The sequence below is a fragment of the Desulfovibrio mangrovi genome, from assembly GCF_026230175.1.
GTDB lineage: Bacteria > Desulfobacterota > Desulfovibrionia > Desulfovibrionales > Desulfovibrionaceae > Halodesulfovibrio > Halodesulfovibrio mangrovi.
Genome location: NZ_CP104208.1, coordinates 547673 through 564937, shown reverse-complemented (window position 1 = coordinate 564937; position 17265 = coordinate 547673). Strand labels below are relative to the sequence as shown.

At 56.6% G+C, this 17265-nt stretch carries 15 protein-coding genes and 1 riboswitch; of the genes, 4 read left to right on the top strand and 11 right to left on the bottom strand.

Features of this window, described 5'->3' with window-relative positions; genetic code table 11:
* Positions 1 to 11 precede the first annotated feature (11 nt).
* Entirely contained in the window at positions 12 to 1745 is a 1734-nt protein-coding gene (locus N1030_RS02630) for an aldehyde ferredoxin oxidoreductase family protein (RefSeq protein WP_265827484.1), read from the bottom strand.
* Positions 1746 to 2083: 338 nt separating this feature from the next.
* On the opposite strand from N1030_RS02630, the gene N1030_RS02625 reads away from it, so the two are divergent.
* Entirely contained in the window at positions 2084 to 2560 is a 477-nt protein-coding gene (locus tag N1030_RS02625; RefSeq protein WP_265827483.1) for a hypothetical protein, read from the top strand.
* A 51-nt stretch (positions 2561 to 2611) separates the two neighbouring features.
* On the opposite strand, the gene N1030_RS02620 is transcribed toward N1030_RS02625, so the two are convergent.
* A complete protein-coding gene (locus N1030_RS02620; RefSeq protein ID WP_265827482.1) occupies positions 2612 to 3172 on the bottom strand; it encodes a hypothetical protein in 561 nt (186 codons plus the stop codon).
* A gap of 250 nt (positions 3173 to 3422) precedes the next feature.
* On the opposite strand from N1030_RS02620, the gene N1030_RS02615 reads away from it, so the two are divergent.
* Together N1030_RS02615 and N1030_RS02610 are read left to right on the top strand one after the other, a co-directional pair.
* On the top strand, positions 3423 to 3731 hold the full coding sequence (locus tag N1030_RS02615; RefSeq protein WP_265827481.1) for a hypothetical protein: 309 nt from the start codon (positions 3423 to 3425) through the stop codon (positions 3729 to 3731).
* 66 nt (positions 3732 to 3797) lie between these two features.
* Positions 3798 to 4190, top strand: coding sequence for a hypothetical protein (locus tag N1030_RS02610; RefSeq protein WP_265827480.1), 393 nt, complete (start codon positions 3798 to 3800; stop codon positions 4188 to 4190).
* Positions 4191 to 4277: 87 nt separating this feature from the next.
* On the opposite strand, the gene murJ is transcribed toward N1030_RS02610, so the two are convergent.
* The gene (gene murJ / locus N1030_RS02605; RefSeq protein WP_265827478.1) at positions 4278 to 5837 is read right to left on the bottom strand and encodes a murein biosynthesis integral membrane protein MurJ; all 1560 of its coding nucleotides are present in this window, start codon (positions 5835 to 5837) and stop codon (positions 4278 to 4280) included.
* Between the two features lie 257 nt (positions 5838 to 6094).
* Positions 6095 to 6195: riboswitch (SAM riboswitch) on the top strand.
* Between the two features lie 237 nt (positions 6196 to 6432).
* On the opposite strand from murJ, the gene N1030_RS02600 reads away from it, so the two are divergent.
* Positions 6433 to 6708, top strand: a complete 276-nt coding sequence (locus tag N1030_RS02600) for a hypothetical protein (protein ID WP_265827477.1) — start codon at positions 6433 to 6435, stop codon at positions 6706 to 6708.
* A 72-nt stretch (positions 6709 to 6780) separates the two neighbouring features.
* Here N1030_RS02600 and N1030_RS02595 read toward each other — a convergent pair whose 3' ends face one another.
* From N1030_RS02595 to N1030_RS02560, 8 genes are all read right to left on the bottom strand, one after another.
* Entirely contained in the window at positions 6781 to 7281 is a 501-nt protein-coding gene (locus N1030_RS02595; protein ID WP_265827476.1) for an HAD family hydrolase, read from the bottom strand.
* A gap of 128 nt (positions 7282 to 7409) precedes the next feature.
* Complete coding sequence (locus N1030_RS02590) at positions 7410 to 8954, bottom strand: sigma 54-interacting transcriptional regulator (protein WP_265827475.1); 1545 nt, start codon at positions 8952 to 8954, stop codon at positions 7410 to 7412.
* Between the two features lie 435 nt (positions 8955 to 9389).
* Positions 9390 to 10967: an L-serine ammonia-lyase, iron-sulfur-dependent, subunit alpha gene (locus tag N1030_RS02585; protein ID WP_265827474.1), complete on the bottom strand. Its 1578-nt coding sequence runs from the start codon at positions 10965 to 10967 to the stop codon at positions 9390 to 9392.
* 61 nt (positions 10968 to 11028) lie between these two features.
* Positions 11029 to 12246, bottom strand: a complete 1218-nt coding sequence (locus tag N1030_RS02580; protein ID WP_265827472.1) for an L-serine ammonia-lyase — start codon at positions 12244 to 12246, stop codon at positions 11029 to 11031.
* 19 nt (positions 12247 to 12265) lie between these two features.
* Positions 12266 to 13564 carry a TRAP transporter large permease gene (locus N1030_RS02575; RefSeq protein WP_265827471.1) on the bottom strand — a complete coding sequence of 433 codons (1299 nt, stop codon included), beginning with the start codon at positions 13562 to 13564 and terminating at the stop codon, positions 12266 to 12268.
* Between the two features lie 13 nt (positions 13565 to 13577).
* Positions 13578 to 14099, bottom strand: a complete 522-nt coding sequence (locus N1030_RS02570) for a TRAP transporter small permease (RefSeq protein WP_265827470.1) — start codon at positions 14097 to 14099, stop codon at positions 13578 to 13580.
* A 136-nt stretch (positions 14100 to 14235) separates the two neighbouring features.
* Positions 14236 to 15252, bottom strand: a complete 1017-nt coding sequence (dctP, locus tag N1030_RS02565; RefSeq protein WP_265827469.1) for a TRAP transporter substrate-binding protein DctP — start codon at positions 15250 to 15252, stop codon at positions 14236 to 14238.
* Between the two features lie 330 nt (positions 15253 to 15582).
* Positions 15583 to 17115 carry a sigma-54-dependent transcriptional regulator gene (locus N1030_RS02560; protein WP_265827468.1) on the bottom strand — a complete coding sequence of 511 codons (1533 nt, stop codon included), beginning with the start codon at positions 17113 to 17115 and terminating at the stop codon, positions 15583 to 15585.
* Positions 17116 to 17265: the final 150 nt, after the last annotated feature.

Sequence of the window (17265 nt, the reverse complement as noted above, 5' to 3'; positions counted from 1 at the left end):
TCTTAACTGGTCTAGTCGACCAGAGCGCCCTGCAGTTCTTCGGTGGTGAAGTCCCACACGACGTTATGGGGAGCCAACTTTTCCTTCATCATGAAGGCGGGCAGTTGGTCGTCTTCCTTGGTGAAACCGGCGGCACGGTTGTATGCCAGTTCATCCTTCAGAGTATTGATGCCCAGTGCGCCGAAGTCATCGGTGGTGAACTCGATACCGTGACGTGCGGAGACCATATCGCAGATAACCTGAGCGGCATCAGCAGTATCCAGCACGGCAAAGGCAACGAAGAGGCACAGGCCCAGAGCGTCCACGGTTGCGGTTGCAATCTGAAGCGCCTTGGAGGTTTCCACCTGCCCCTGCTTGCCCAACGGGTTCACGTCACCGCCGACCTTGAGCAGGTTCTGGCAGATGGCGTAACCGGCGGTATGGTCCGCACCCATGGTGGTAGTGGCGTAGGTTACGCCGATACCCTTAGCGGCACGGGGGTCGTATGCAGGCATGGACTGACCCTTGACGGTGGGCACGCGGTCCACACCGAAAGCCTGAGCAGCAAAGTCCACACCGCTGCCGATGATCTTGCCGAGGTAGTCATTCTTATCCAGAATGCGGTACAGCATCTTGTGAGCGGCGATGCCGTCGCCCCACGGAATCACGCCGCCGTCCATGGCAATGGCCACGGCGTTACCGGTCTCGATGGTGTCGAGACCAAGGTCGTCACAGGCGCGGTCAAGGGCGGCGATCTGGTCGATGTCCTTGATCAGGGAGTTGCCACCGAAAGCCCACACGGTTTCGTATTCGAAGCCGGAGGTCAGGTACTCGCCCTTTTCATCCACGTAGTTCTGGGAACACTGGATGATACAACCGGCGTGACAGCCTTCCTTGACCTTGCCGCCGCGCTTGGTGATGAATTCGGCAATCTTTTCGCCGGAAATCTCGGAAGCATGATCACAACGGCCACCGCGGAAGTTCTTGGTGGGGAACGCACCGGCTTCGTTAACGATGTTCACCAGAACCGCGGTACCGAATCCGGGCAGACCTTCGCCGGTAACGGGATGGGAGCGCAGGATTTCAGCCCAGCGCTTGGAAGCGGCCTTGAACTTCTCTTCGTCGGCGTAGCCGAAACGCTCGCCATTGGTGTCGTCCACGACAATGGCCTTGACCTTCTTGGAACCCATAACTGCACCGAGACCGCCGCGGCCAGCAGCACGGGCAGGACGGCCCCAGGGGTCGGAGAACTGGATGGAAGCAGCGGTCAGGCAGGCTTCACCGGCAGGTCCGATGAGCATGCCGCAAGCCTTCTTGCCGTACTTTTCCATGATGAAATCCATGGAATCATAGGTGCCCTTGCCCACGATGGGAGCGGCGTCTTCAAAGGTCACGCCTTCCTTGGTGATAACGATGTTGCAGAAATCTGCGTCATCGGCGGGCTTGTCTTCCAGCACCACAGCCAGAATGTTCAGACGGGCGAGCTTCTGACAGAAGGAACCGCCGGAGTTGGATTCCTTGATGGTACCGGTCAGCGGAGACTTGGCACCAACGGAAATACGACCGGAGTTCGCCGCAGCAGTGCCGGAAAGAAGGCCGATGGCGGCAACAAGCTTGTTGTCCCCGCTCAGGGCGTGGATATCGGCGGGCACTTCATTCAGCACCAGACGGGACGTAAGTCCGCGGCCACCCATACCGGCATACTGGCCGGGTTCTTCGAAACGATAGGAGCGATCCTTGGTATTGATTCTGAGAATCTTGGACATGTGTTTTACCTCTAGCCCTTTGTTGAGAAGGTGCAGCCCACACCTTCAATGTAGTATGTATTTGCTACCACGATAAACATGATATACAGAGCAAAGTAACGTTACTATACACTATTTCAAAAGTCAGTTCTACAGATAATTGCATTTCACATATCGTCTGTTACAGTAATCTTGTGTAATAAATAATCCCAATACAAACTCATTCAAACCAAAAATAACTCAAAATGACTCAAAACGAATTATTCTTACGAACGACTGATTGTGGGATCAGACACTGGAGCTACATCCTCCAGCACGGTGTTCAGGTACGCACCCTGATAAACAAAACGGCAAGGCAGGTGCTCGAAGAAGGGTTCGGCATACCGAGAGAATATGTAGAAGACCGTATTCAAACGGTTTTTCTTGATGGCATGCCCGTGGATGACATTGATACGGCAGTAGTACACGACGGCGCACGCATGGGGCTTGCAGCCGCCCTGCCCGGTGCCGCCGGCATTGCCATGCGGCGTAACAGCCCGTATGCGGCTCTGCGGGGAGACATTACCCGCAAGGCAGAAATCGTCACACAGGCGGAGGAAGGAACCATCACGTTACTGCTGTTCAACCTCATCATGCAGGAACAGGGAGAGTCCTTTCTTGAGCGGGGAGTGACCTCGGTGGCGTGGCGCATCGCCAAGCTGCTGAAAGAGCATCCGGAAAACGAGGCGCTGTCCATCAACACCCCCGAAGGCGCCTTGAGCACAGTGGCCGCCGGAGACTGGCTGCAAAAAAACCCGGAAGCACAGGTGCACCTCCGGGTTGAACGATCGGAATGATCTGAAAAGGATCTGAAAAGGGTCTGAAAAGGAATCGGCGGCGAAAACCGGCTATTCCTTGCCCCGCTCGTAACCGGGCAGAACAATGGAACCGGAGTCCTGATTGCCGGAACCCTTGGGACAATCCTTCTGCAGATAACAGATTTCACACGCGCCCTTGAAGGGGTAGTGCGTAATGATAGCAAACTTGCGGGCGAGCATGGTTCCCTGTTCGTTATAGGGACATCCTTCCGCTTCCAGGGCATCAACCAGCCCGTCAGTGGGTTTGGGCGCGGGTGCACATCCGGCATCCTGCACTTCAGGCAGCAGCTGGTTCACTGCGCACATCACCATAACCTGCGCAAGGCTACCGGCAAGATAGGCACTGGAAGGGGATTCATCCCAGATGGAATCCACATCAGCTTCCACAACGTCATCAAGCCACACGGCAAGATACTGAATCTTGCCCACTTTGAGCTTGCGTGCGGAGAGATGGGGAGTCCACTTTTCCCAAAGCTGCCCCATGTGGTCCATGGTGCTGCCATCAACGCGAGACTCCTGGCTCACGCTCATGAGCAACTCCATGTCCAGATACGGTCGTACTTCCATTACTTCACTGGTATAATCGGCCATATATAATCCCCGACTTGAGTTTATGGTTGAAGACGCGGAGACTTTGCGGCATTCCAGCCCATACGTCAAGCCGCAAGCGCGGCAGACCAGCCGCCCAGCAGCGCAGGATGCGGCATCTCACATACTCTTTACTTCACGTCCTGCCTGCCCTATCATGTGTTGAGAACGGTTGTCCGGTATGCAACCGGCACATGGCCCTGTACGGGTATGGCACAGGCATATCCGCCGTCACTCCAACAGGACAGATACCATGGCCCTTCCTCCCGTCATCCCCGAACGGATCAGGCACTCTGAAGACCTGATCATTCGCTCCCTGCTCAATCTGGGGATGGAGGGAATAAAGCGCCTGCCGTTCAGCCGCCGTCCATACACCACGCTCATGGACGACACCGCCATCATCATCGGCGATATGGTTGCGGATGCCGAGGCGAAGTGGGATGCCGGTTTTATTGCCCGTTCAAGAGCCGGCCAACTGCCCTCCGCAGGCCCTCTTGCGCAGCAGACCCCGCTGGTGGCACCGGAAAGGACATCCGGAAGACTGCTTGATACCGCATCCTGATTCAGCCGCACAACAACCGCCAAGCTTCAGCGGCCCACTGCCGCAATCACATAGAAAGGAGACGACATGAGCAAGGGATACAAACTCCCCGCGCGAATTCGCTACGAATACGAAATGGAAAAGGACGCCAAACTGGAATACGCCCACGGCGTTTGGGGCGGCGTGAATCCACACGGCGAAGTTGAGCTGAATTTCTATACGGAGAGCGACAAGCTTCCCACAACGTCAGAGCGGATCATCGCCCCGGACGGAAGCATCGGCCATGAAATGGTACCCATGGAAAACGAACACAAGGTCGTGATCCGCAATATCCATTCCCGTGTCGTCATGAACTACAATACGGCCCGGGCCATGTATGACTGGCTGGACGAGAAGCTCACCGCCCTTGAGGCGGAATGGGAAGCCGCAGGTGCAGGCCCCATGTTTGACGGCCCCGATATGGGCGGTCTGGAACAGTAGCAAGCCTGTTGCACACATACACAAAAACGCCTCCCGATCGGGAGGCGTTTTTTTTTCGTATAAATGTGTTTGCAACACCCCTGCCGCCTATCGCCGCAGCTTCCTCCGTACCATCTCCATAACGGGCGACAGCATGGACGGGGCAAACAAGCGGACAACGACAGCGTACACGACGCAAAAGAGCAGTCCGCTGGCAGCAAGGGCCATGAAGGCTCCCGTCAGAGGGGCCTGCGGGAAGAAGCCGCCCACCTTGCTCACAGTCCACCAGCCAGACACGGCAGCCGGAAGACTCAGCACAACCACTTTGGCGAGCACCATGGGCACATCCGCAAAGGCTTCGCCCCCGAACCTGCGCCGCCACACAGCAGACAGCATCACGGTATAAAGCACAACGGAACAGGAGCCAGCCAGCGCAACCCCCAACGCCCCCAGAACGTTGGCAAGCCACCAGTACACAGGTAGCGCCAAAGCCGTTGCCACGGTACCGACCACAGCAGGGGTTACGGTATCCTTGTGCGCATAAAAGGCGCGCCCCATGATCTGCTGAATGCCCCAGAAGGCAACAGCAGCCAGCATAACCTGCAACAGCGGTGTTGCACCAAGCGTCTGCTCGGCCCCAAAGCCGCCCTGCTGGAAAATAAGCCGGAGCGTAGGCTCCGCAGCCGCGATCATCCATGCCGAAAGCGGTACGATGATCAGCATGGTATTTCTGAGTGCCGTATTGAGCGTGCTGTTGAACTGAGCCGTCTCGCGTTTCGCCACCAGCGAGGCAAGGAAGGGATAGGAAGCAACCCCCGCAGCCTGCGCCACCACGCCCACGGGCACCTGCATGATGCGCCGGGCATAGTTGAGCAGACTGACGGCACCGTCGCCTGTCAGGGAGCCAAAAATACGCACAAACTGCTCATCCAGCACCACAATGGATTGCCCTATCATCAAGGGCAGCGCCAGCAGCATGAAACGCCACACTCCGGCATGTCTGAAGCAGACAGAAAGCCGCATGCCGCCACCGGAACGCACAGCCATCAATGGCAGCAGAAAGCTCCCTACTGCCGCACCGCCCAGCACGCCCCAGCAAAAACCTTCCATACCGGAATCGATCATCAGCCAGCCGCCAAGAATGATGCAGGCGTTGTATACGAGCGGCGTCAAAGCGGGCACGGAAAACTGCCTGCGCATGTACAGCACGCCGGAAAGGCAGGCTCCGATCAAAAAGAACACCTGCGCAGGCAGAATGATGCGAAGAAAGGATGCAAGGCGCTCAAGCGAGGCGGTATCAAAACCGGGAGCCGCAAGCTTCGACAGCCACGGTGCTGCCATCCACGCCGCCCCCGTCAGCAGGCTAGCCACCAACGCCACCCAACACAGTACGGCGGAAAGGAATTGCCAGCCTTCGCGCTCGTCCCGTTCAAAATACTCAGCCAGCAGAGGAATCAGAGTTATGGAAAAATACCCTCCTGCAAGCAGATAATTCAGGAAATCCGGAATGACGAACGAGGTGAAATATATGTCCGACTCCACGGAAGCCCCGTGATAGTAGGATATGAATTTATCGCGGATCAATCCCATGAAGCGGGACAGAAACACACTGCCGGCCATGATGAGGGCGGCGGTCCCCATGCGATGCCGCCCGGTAAGAATGCCCATCGGCAACAAGCTCCTTGCTGGATTATGCAATGCAGGCTTCTGCCTATCCTATTGCCTGCTGAATGACCAGCAAAGCCATTTTGATAGTAGTACTAGCAGCAACTACATTTTTGTGAACAAGATGGTAAAAAGTAGTACCTAAAAGGACAACTAAAATCGATTTTCTTAACCATAACCATCTAAATTAATTACTATATAATTTTTTCCGAATTTCCTTGTTGACAACTGTAAATCATTTTCCTACAAGCAAGCAACAGCACTCATGACGAGGACGCGAGGGAATGGCCCTGAGACCGTCCGGCAACCTGCCCCAGGCAAGGTGCCAAAGCCGAACCATGCAACCATGGTACCATGAGGCCAGATTACGTAATGCAATCGGCCTCTCGGCATGAGGGGTCGTTTTTTCTTGGAGTACCGGAAAAACGGCAGCCTGCGTCCTGCAGGAGCGCTGAAATGACGGGAACGGTAATACCGGCGGGCGGATTTGTGACTTATTGCGCGCCCACCGAAGCGGCTTGCCGCTTGAACAACAATGACAGCTAAAACGTCGGCCAGATTGTCCGATTGCCGGGAGCCAGACGCTCCGGAAGGGAGAATGACCATGCTTACTTTTATCGAACGCCTCAAGACCAGTCCCAAGGCAACCATCAGTTTCCTGTATCACGACAACGGGAACACTCCCATGCCCAAGGATTATTCCGATCCCCTTGCCCTGCTTGGCGACATCAAGCTGCTCAAACTAACGCCTGCGCAGCAGGACGAATTGCGTTCCGCTGTTCGCGGCGACCTGAGCACTGCCGGCGCTGAAGAGATCTGGCGAACCCGCGCCTTCCGCAAGAACGTGATCCACTCGTTCGGCTCTATCGTGTAGCATCTGCCCAAATGACACAAAAAAAGCCGGACCAATGTCCGGCTTTTTTTATGCATTATCAATGTCGGGGCGTTATACAAAGCCCATCTCGGAAAGCGCTCCGGGCAATTCCGCAAAAGAATGGATTGTCCGGTAGCGTTCGCCTGTGCGCACATCAGCCGAATCAAGGTTCAGCCACACAGCGTGCATACCGACATTGGAGGCACCCCACACGTCATCCATGTAGTTGTCACCAACCATGACAACGCGGGAAGGCTGCAACCCGAGATCAGAGAGAACGTAGCGCCAGAAATCAGGCCACGGTTTCGGCCTGCCTACCCGACGGTATGTATATATCCTGTCCATGAGCGAGCCGAGACCGATAGTGTCCAACGCTGTCCGCACTTCATCTTCATCGGATTCGGACGCATTCGATGCGAGCCCAATGGTCCACGAGGCACTAAGCGCCCGAACTGTCTCAAGCGCGCCCTCTACGGCCGGAACAGCGGACCAACCTCTTCCCGCCCCCATGTAATAGGGCATGGAGGTCATGAGGGTTCCGCCCCAGTCAAATAACACAGCTCTATCCTTCATTGCATTCCCCCTGCTGCATGCGTGCGCGGCTTTAGCGCACCTTCCTCATGCACGGCAAGGGGAAAAAGGACAAATATACAGTTCTACCTCACCTAATTGCACAAACCAAAAACATCAGCTTCGCAATTTCAACGAACACGCGCCCGCTCGGAAGCCACCATATTCTCCAACCCGAACTTTCTGATGCGATATCCCATCTGGCGCGGGGTGAGTCCAAGCTCTTCCGCCGCCCTGTACTGAACCCAGCCCGTCCGGCGCAGCGCGCTCAGCACTTCCTTGCGCTCCATATCTTTCAGCGAAGCGGCTCCAGTCGCCCCACCCTTTCTTCCGGTGCCTGCACCTTCGCCGCCAAGCAGCGACATCAGGCTCGCCGCACCGATACGCTCGCCGTCAGTCATGGAAGCCAGACGCTCAACGACCATCTCAACCTCGCTGACGTTGCCGGGCCAATCATATCGCTGCAGCACTTCCAACGCATCCGCACCAAAGCTCAAGTGCCGCCCGTACTCGCGATCCACCTTCGCAATCAGGTGATTCAGCAGTGCCGACAAATCCTCCTTACGCTCGCGCAACGGGGGAACGTGTATCTGGCTGCCGGCAAGCATCCCGTAGAGCTCAGGACTGACGCGGCCCATTCTGACATCCTGCACAATATCCGAATCGCTCAACGCAATGACACGCACATCCACACGGCGCACCAGATTGCAGCCCGCGCGCTCAAGCTCCTGCCCCTGCAACACCCTGAGCAACAGGGCCTGCACTGCAGGAGGAAGAAATTCCATATGTTCAACGCACAATGTTCCACCATGCGACGCCTCAACCCGCTCAGCAAAGTGGACGGCGAAGGCATCACCACCAGCCAAAGGACTTTTGCCCCACGCCGCATTCCCCTGAGACTGCCACACAGCCTGACAATCGACACGGACGAACGGATGGCGGGAACGCTCGGAAATATCATGAATAAGGGCGGCCAGCATAGCCTTACCGACTCCGGCCTCACCGACGATCAGCACTGGCTCGTCCGAAGCAGCGACCTGTTCCATCTGGCACTCCACCTCGGACATGGACGCACTGCGGGCCACCACGTATCCCTTTCGGGTTTCGCCGGATACGCGATACCGCAAGGCCACGTTCTCCCGCTTCAACTCATCCATCCTCTCCGCAACCGCGTTATTGAGACAGACGAGCTGCCCGACAAACGCGGCTATCATGGAAAGAAACTCCATATCCGCATCAATGGAGACCGGAGACTCAAACAGTCGGTCCACAGCCACGAGACCAGCCTCCCGGCCATGCTCCATGACGGGAACACCGAGCATGGCCACCTTCTGGCGCACAAGTCTTCTGGCTACAGCCCCATCAAGTGTCACCGGCGCAGCATTACCCTCCATAACCACGAACGGCTGCCCCTTCAGAGCCGTTTTCACGATCTCCGAATCAGGCAGACGACACATCCCTTTGCTCTGATCACGCATGGAATGGTTATGCGACACACAGCTGACCACTGCCGTACGTTCCCGATTCAGCAATGAAATGGTTCCATGCTTCATGGAAAGGTGGCTCCCCAGAACAGAAAGCACTTCGTACAAGGCGCGCTCAAGCCTGAGAGCCCTGCCGACTATGCCGCCAAGTTCTGACAACACCTTTAGTTTGAGGGGGGAGATTTCATGCATGCCCTCGCTACAAGCAAAGGGAGTGCCGAAACGCATCGATATAATTTAATTGATTTATATCAGCAGATTAGCAATCGGAACTCTCAGGCGTACGATTCAGGACTCCGTTCACCAAGCCATATGATTACAATATTGTCAATTGTACGACAATAATTTTGACAATTTTGTATATCACAAGACTGTTGCATAAAATAGTCTGTTATCCTGCGACATTCAACTCCAGAGCATGCACTTCGCCCCCATTTAACCTCTCAATTTTGCAATTACAAATTTGTCACATTGCAACAATTACAATCGGTGATCAGTGGAAGAGAGTTTGCCCATGCCCACCAAGGGCGCAATTGCCTCCTCCTGCAAACGCAAACAGCCGGATTGGTATCCGGCTGTTTCAAGTATGCGCATTCCCTCATCCGTCGTATTAAACGGATTCGAACATCATCTTGCGGACAGCGAGTCCTGAATCCTACAAGCAGTAGGGGTCGTGCACAGCCCGCCCCTGTTGGTGCACCGCAACTCAGCAGGCAGCATATTCCCCACCCGAAGCATGGTGGCGACAACCTCATCCAGTGGAATGACAGGGTCAAACCCGGCCATTACCATGTTGGCGGAGGCAACAGCGTTGGCCGCTCCCATGGTGTTGCGGTTGATGCAGGGAATCTCGACAAGCCCTGCAACCGGATCGCAGATGAGTCCCAGAACATTCTGCAAAGCAAGCCCGGCAGCGGAAAACGCCTGAGAGGCATTCCCGCCCAAAATCTGCACGACTGCCGCCGCAGCCATGGCGCTCGCCGCTCCTACCTCCGCCTGACAGGCGCAGACCTCTGCCGCGAACGTAGCCTGATGCGCAATAAATACGCCCACCACCCCTGCGGCCAGCATGGCCTCGGCCTGTTCAGCTTCTGAGAGCCCCATGCTCTCTGCCAGCGAAAGAACCGCTGCGGGGAGCACACCGCAGGAACCGGCTGTGGGTGCCGCAACCACGATCCCACCGGAGCTGTTGTATTCCATGATGGCTGTGGCGATAACCATACCACGGTTCATGACGCCCAGATCTGCCAGCCTGACTTCAGACACCGCCCGTGCCATTGCCGCCGCCTTGGGCTTCAGGAAGCCGGAAACAGGCAGTTCCCCTTCCATTCCTGCAACGGAGGCACGCCGCATCACGCGAACAATATCCACCATGCGGGACAAAATATCATCGTCACCACATCCGCTCCGTGCCCGCTCATAGTCAAGAGCCAATCCGGCTGCCGTGGCAGCGGTATCTCCACACGTCTTCAGGGCCTCCGCCGCCGTGAAGAACGGGAGATCATACCGAAATTTCCCGGCTACCGGCAACAGCGGGTCAAGAAAGGAGACGCGGCATTCAGTCTCGTCCCGCAACGCATTAACCGCGTCCAGCAGGGCGGAAGCAAAGGGGGCCTGCCCTGTCACCTGCAACAGGCAACCCGAGGAGTTCTCTTGCCGGACAATACGGCAACCACAGCCCAGCGCCTGCGCATTCAGCTCATCAAGCGCGACAGATAGCGGATGCTGGACAAACAGTTCCCAAAATTCTCCGGTGACAGATACGGGAAAGCCGTCCATGGCAACGATCCGGAACATGCCGCCGCCCGTGGATTCCGTAAGAAACTCACGCTCATTTCCGGCTGCATCCTCAACTACAATGCGGGCAGTATTGGGATTAGGATGGCTGTTCTCCTCAATCTCGAAGGCGAACTCCAGCCCCCGCCTCCCTGCCTCCTGCAGCGAGTCGCCAAGCAGCTCATGTTCGGGACCGAATCCAAGCAGACCGCCGATGAATCCTTTGTCCGTACCCTGCCCACGGTATGTGCCCGGGTACGAACCATCCTTCTTGAAATGGATAACCGCCTTGCTTATCCCGCCTACCAGCCCGTGGATTGCTTTGCCTATGCGGGCGGGACCGGCGGTGTGCGAACTTGAAGGCCCCGTCATGACAGGACCGATTACGTCATTGAATATGCTGGCCGGTTCGGAAATCACATTTTCCATCCATGAGCTCCTGTAAAAAAAGCCCCTCCATCCGCATGCGGAGGAGGGGCGCTTTTCCGTATTATGCCTTGTTTTTCATTCGAGCAAAGTAGGCCTGAGCCAAACCTCCGGTGGAGGTTTCGCGGTACAGGCTGGGCAGGTCATGCCCGGTCTGGGTCATGACGTGCACCACTTCATCAAAGGGAATGCGGTGCGAGCCATCGGAGAGAATAGCCATCTGGCCGCAGGAAAGGGCACGGCTGGCGGCGCAGGCATTGCGTTCGATACAGGGAATCTGCACAAGACCATCCACCGGGTCGCAGGTGAGCCCAAGGTGGTGCTCAAGCCCCATTTCCGCAGCATATTCCACCTGACGCAGCGAACCGCCCATAAGCTGGGTCGCGGCAGCGGCAGCCATGGCGCAGGCAGAGCCCACTTCACCCTGGCAACCCACTTCAGCGCCGGAGATGGAGCCGTTATGCTTGATCACGTTCCCGAACAGACCTGCCGTAGCCAGAGCGCGCAGCACATCCTTGTCGGAAAGGGAACCGGTCTGCTGCAGGTAGTGCAGCACGGCAGGCACGATGCCACATGCCCCGCAGGTGGGTGCGGTGACAATAGTGCCGCCCGCGGCGTTTTCTTCGGAAACCGCCATGGCATAGGCCGTGAGCAGACCGGACTGCTGCATGTCGGGGCCGGCAAGCTTGGTCTTGCGGTAGTAGCTCCACGCATGGCGGCGCAGACCTATGGACCCGGGCAGAACGCCCTGCGTATCAAGCCCGCGTTCGATTGCGGAACGCATGGTCATCCACACTTCGCCAAGGAAGTCCCATATGGCGGGCCCTTCGCAGCGTTCCACATATTCCCAGTAGGTAATGCCCTTGTCTTCGCAGTGCGCCATTATGGTGGCAATATCCGGCAGATCGTAAACATGCTGGCCTGCATCGGCAGCTTCGCCTTCCTCACGGATGGCACCACCTCCAACACTGTACACGGTCCACGAATTGATCACCTTGCATTCGGCATCAAGCGCCTCGAAGAGCATACCGTTGGGATGCAGGGGCTGCTTGAGTTCGGGACACCAGACGATTTCCGTCCGGTCCGGTCCCAGAACCTGCTGCACTGCCCAGTCAGTAAGGTGACCCTTGCCGGTGGCACCAAGGCTCTCATACAGATACACCTTGAAGGAGACAGCCGAGGGGTTGCGCTCCAGAAAACGCTCTGCTGCGATCTTGGGGCCCATGGTATGGCTGGAAGAAGGCCCGACGCCAATGCGGTACAATTCCCGTAAGCTACGCATTTCAGTATTTTCCTTTTGCCTAGTTGCCCATCAGGTAATGCACGAGGGTCAGAGACACTTCAGGCACGTAGGTGGTCAGCAGCAGCGTAGGCAGCCATGCGAACAGAATGAGGTACAACGTGGGCTTCAGCATTTCGGTCACGGGTGCGCCGGATATACGGCCCGAGAGATACAGCAGCGGAGCCGTGGGCGGCGTAACGTTACCCATGCCGAGGTTAACACCCATGATAGCGGCAAACTGGATGGGGTCAACACCAAGCTTCATGATCAGGGGAACCAGAATGGGGGTACCAAGCAGCACACCGGAAACGTCGTCCATGAGCATACCCATGATAAGCATGAACACGTTGATCATCATCAGCAGCACGAACTTGTTGTCAGAAATGGAAGTCAGCACGCCCATGATCTGATCGGGCAGGTTTTCCATGATGTACAGACGGGAAAGGATCATAACCGCAAACATCATGGCCATGATAACGCCGGTGGTGGTGGCGGATTCAATCAGGGTATACATGAGGTTCTTGGCCTTGAGGCCGCGGTACACGAACATGGCCACGGGGATGGCATAGAGAACCGCAACGGCTGCAGCTTCCGTGGGAGTCATGATGCCGCCGTAGATGCCGCCGAGAATGATCACGGGCATCATCAGGGCCGGAGAAGCCTTGGCGCTCTTGGTAGCAAAAGTCTTGGCGGTGGTGGCCATGTCCATGGCAGGCGACACAGCGATATTCTTGTTATTGCGCAGCAGGAACAGGTTCACGAGGCTGAGCAGCACGGTCAGGATGAGACCGGGAACAAAGGCAGCGAGGAAGCAGGCGAGAACGGATTGGTTACCCATCCACGCATACAGAATCATCAGCATGCTCGGGGGAATAAGGATACCCAGAACGCCGGAGCTTGCGAGCAGTGCAGCGGAATGGCCCATGGGGTAACCGGCCTGCTTCAGCTTGGGCATCATGATGGAGCCGATACAGGAAACAGTGGCGGAAGAGGAGCCGGTTACGGCACCGAAGATGGCGCAGGTAACAACGGTTACCACGCCCAGACCGCCGCGGATGCGGCCGGCAATGGTATCGACAACTTCCACGAGTTTGTCGCCGATGCCGCCCTTGTCCATTACGCCGCCTGCCATGATGAAGAGCGGAATGGTAAGCAGCACGATGGAGTTCATCTTGGCGAAACCGTAAGGCAGCAGGAATCCGGGGTCATATCCGCCGGCAAAAATCAGGTAGGCGCCGGAGCCGAAGAAGGCGAAGGGAATAGGCACGCCGATGAACAGCGTGAACATAAGGATACCGATGGCTATTGCAACTGTCATTTCTACTTCCCTCCTAACGTTCCACGCGCGCCAGACGCACATGGGCAGCAACGTCCTGCACAAGGTACACAACCTGATACATGGACATCAGAACAAAACCGAGCCCTACCGCGATGTGCGGAATGAGCATGGGCAGACGGAACACAGGAGACTTGGGTCCCATCTGCATACCCCACATAACGAACTGCAGCGCCCATACCGTCACCAGCAGACAGATGGCAGTGGAAATGAAATCCTTGAGCAGATGCGCCATGCGGCAGCGCTTGTCGTCAGTGATGTAGCAGGTGAGAATGTCGGCGGAAATCTGGCTGCGCTCGCGGCTGCCCTGGGCCGCGCCCATGAAGTAGAGCCAGAAGGCAAGCATCTGGATGAGCTCTTCTGCGCCGTAGAAGTCGGAACCGAAAATATATCGTGCGACCACGGCAATACAGATCATGACCACAATGCAGATGCTGGTGGTGGCCATAATAATCTTCTGGAACTTGTTGAGCCCCTTCCAGAAAAATTGCACGGGATTGGAGTTGATGGCGTTCACTTTTTTTCCCCTTTGGTTGGGATAAGAACCGTTTCGAAAAGGTGCGGCGGTTGTCCGGGGGTATTCCGGACACCCGCCGCACGTACTGGGAGTGACGTATCCTGTTACAGATACTGGTCGGGAAACTGGAGGAGGTTTAGTTGTTGTAAGAAGCCTTCAGGCCGTTGAGCAGTTCGGGGGTAAGGTTGGCTTCCAGACGCTTCCAAGCCTTTTCGCGTACGTAGTTAGCCATTGCTTCCAGCTCCTGAGTGGAGAAGGTAACAACCTCGATACCCATTTCCTGCATCTTCTTGCGGTACATCTGGTCTTCGCTTTCAGCCATGAGGAAGGACTGCTGGCCTTCTTCCACGAATGCCTTCTCGACTACTGCGCGGTCAGCGTCAGCAATACCTTCGAAGGTCTTCTTGTTCATGACGTACTGGGTAGATTCGAAGTTTACGTTGTACTGGTAGAAGTGCTTGATGACGTCGCGGAAGCCCAGGTAGTTCAGGTTGGGCGGGCCACCGAGCCAGCCGTCAACAACGCCGGTCTGCAGAGCGGAATAGGTGTCGGCGTAAGGCAGAGAGGTGGTGCGGAAGCCCAGCTCTTCTGCGCCGAACTTGAACACGTCCAGGCCGGGAACGCGGATCATGTGACCCTTTTCGGTGCCTGCAACGTTGATGGCTTCGAGAGGCTTAACAGTGCCCACACCGATGAAGCCTTCGCCGAAGTAGCTGAAGAACTTTACGCCGAGCTTGTCATGCATCTTAGCCATTTCCTGGGGAATAAAGGCTTCGGTAGCAAAAACCTTGCGAATCTGGTCGTAGTCGCGGGCGATGAAGGGCAGGAAGCCTACGCCGAGACGGGAGTCAAACTGGTCCGGCACAGTGATGTGCGCGATGTCGATGGAACCGCGGATGACTTCTTCGTAAATCTGGGAAGCGTCACCCAGCTGGTTGGCGGGGAAGATCTGGATCTCCACACGGCCTTCGGTTTCCTTTTCCACACGAGCCTTGATGCGCTCAGCGGCCTTGTGAGCCATGTGCTCAATGGGGTGCTGAGTGGCGAACTTCAGGGTAACCTTCTCAGCCTTCTTTTCGGCAGGCTTGTCGTTGCACGCGGTCAGACCGAAAACGGCTGCCATGCAAAGCAGTACGGCAACAATACGCTTCATGATGAACTCCTAAAAATGTCTTTTAGTTTAGAGAGTCCTGAATGCGGACTCTACTCCCTACACATATTCCCTTTCAGGCTGGCAGTTCAGCCTGTACGCCGCACCAATCCACGATTGGTGCCAAACTCGATTTCCCACGAATATACGACATGTTAAGAGCAAAACAGACGTAAGAGTCCCGCTTTTGTGAACCTGTGCGGCGTACCAAATGTTCACAAAAACGGGACACTGCAATCTATGCGATGTTCACAATTACGGGACAGTCCCGCAGGACGGAACAAAAAACCCCGCCGGATGGCGGGGCATGAAAAACAATCTCGGTATAACGCCCTACTCTCTCCCCACCCCATGCGACTTCATCAGCACGTACAGACGGGTGCGGGAAAGGCCGGAAAGCTTGCAGGCTTCCTTGATGGAACCGTTGGCCTCATCAAGCAGACGCTCAAGGTAGGCTTTTTCAATATGATCAATGCAGGCGGTACGATAGTCCTTGAACGAGGGGAAGGGACCGCCGGAATCAAGGTAACGGGAAACGATATCAGACTGGGGAACCGCAGCCGTTGCAGGCAGTTCTCCGATTGCATGGGCAGCGGCATCGTCTGCCCTTACCGCAACCCCCGTTGTTTCAGGGGCAGCAACGCCTTCAGCGGCCGACACAGCTCCGCCCTCTTCCACGGCGCAGGTGCGCTGCACCATGCGACCGGCCGCGCGGGCGCGGATATCCACGGGCAAGTGCTCGGGATAGATGGTTTCTTCCTCCGCAGCAAACACGGCGGTTCGCTCCAGAGTCTGCACCAGTTCACGCACGTTGCCCGGCCATTCGTAATGCATAAGCAGTGAAAGCAACTCTTCGGAAAGCTTCTTGGACGGCCAGCCGTATCGGGCGCAGATGGCATCCAGATGATGCCGTGCCAGCGCCGGAACGTCCTCCAGCCGCTGCCGCAACGGGGGCATGAGAATGGCGCAGGATTTTATGCGATAAAAAAGATCAGTACGGAAGGTACCCGCGCGACACATGGCCTCAAGATCCCTGTTTGTAGCGGCCACCAACCTGAAATCACTGACAAGTTCGCGTGTCGAGCCTACAGGGCGGTAACGCTTTTCCTGCAGCACGCGCAGGAAGGCCCCCTGCATGGCCAGCGGCAGTTCGCCCACTTCGTCAAGGAACAGCGTACCGCCGTCCGCCTGCCCAACCACGCCCTGACGCGAGGCAGTGGCACCGGTGAACGAGCCCTTCACATGACCGAACAGCTCGCCTTCCACCAGATTGGCGGGAATGGAGGCGCAGTCAAGCACCACAAAGGGACCGGAGGCCCTGTTGCTGTTCTCGTGTACGGTACGGGCCACCACTTCCTTGCCGGTGCCCGTTTCGCCGGTAATAAGCACACTGGCTTCTCCGGCCGACGCCACAACAAGATTCTCGAGCACGGCATGCAGCGCGGGACTGTCGCCTACAAGCTTATCCCGCTTCAGTGAACCGGAATCACTCTGGCGATGGCGTTCACGATACTTGAGCGCCCTGTCCATGGAAAAGGCAATCTGCTTGAGCGTGCTGCCTTTCTCGATGTAATCCCACGCGCCGTTCTGAATGGCCAGTTCCGCGCCGTCCGGATCCCCAAGCCCGGTAATGATAATGACATCAGGCTGCCCGTCCGACTTGCGGATATCCGCCAGCGCGTCAATGCCCCTGCCGTCCGGCAGGCGCACATCAAGAAACACCAGATCTATGGCCGTGGACCGCAGGCGGCTCAACCCCTCACCCAGTGTTCCCGCAGTAAAGGGCGCATGCCCTGCGTCTTCTGCCAACTGGGCAATGATCGTGCTGATATCCGGATCGTCATCAATAATCAGAATGCGGGCCATGTCGTCTCCATACCTGCCTGTTCGGCACAGTGTACGCTGTTGCTGTCCTTGTGGAAAGCTCAATGCACCATACAGGCGAGACAATCAACCCGCACATCCCGCACCACAACCGGTCACGCGCCCCTCAAACCAAGGAATGACGGGACACTA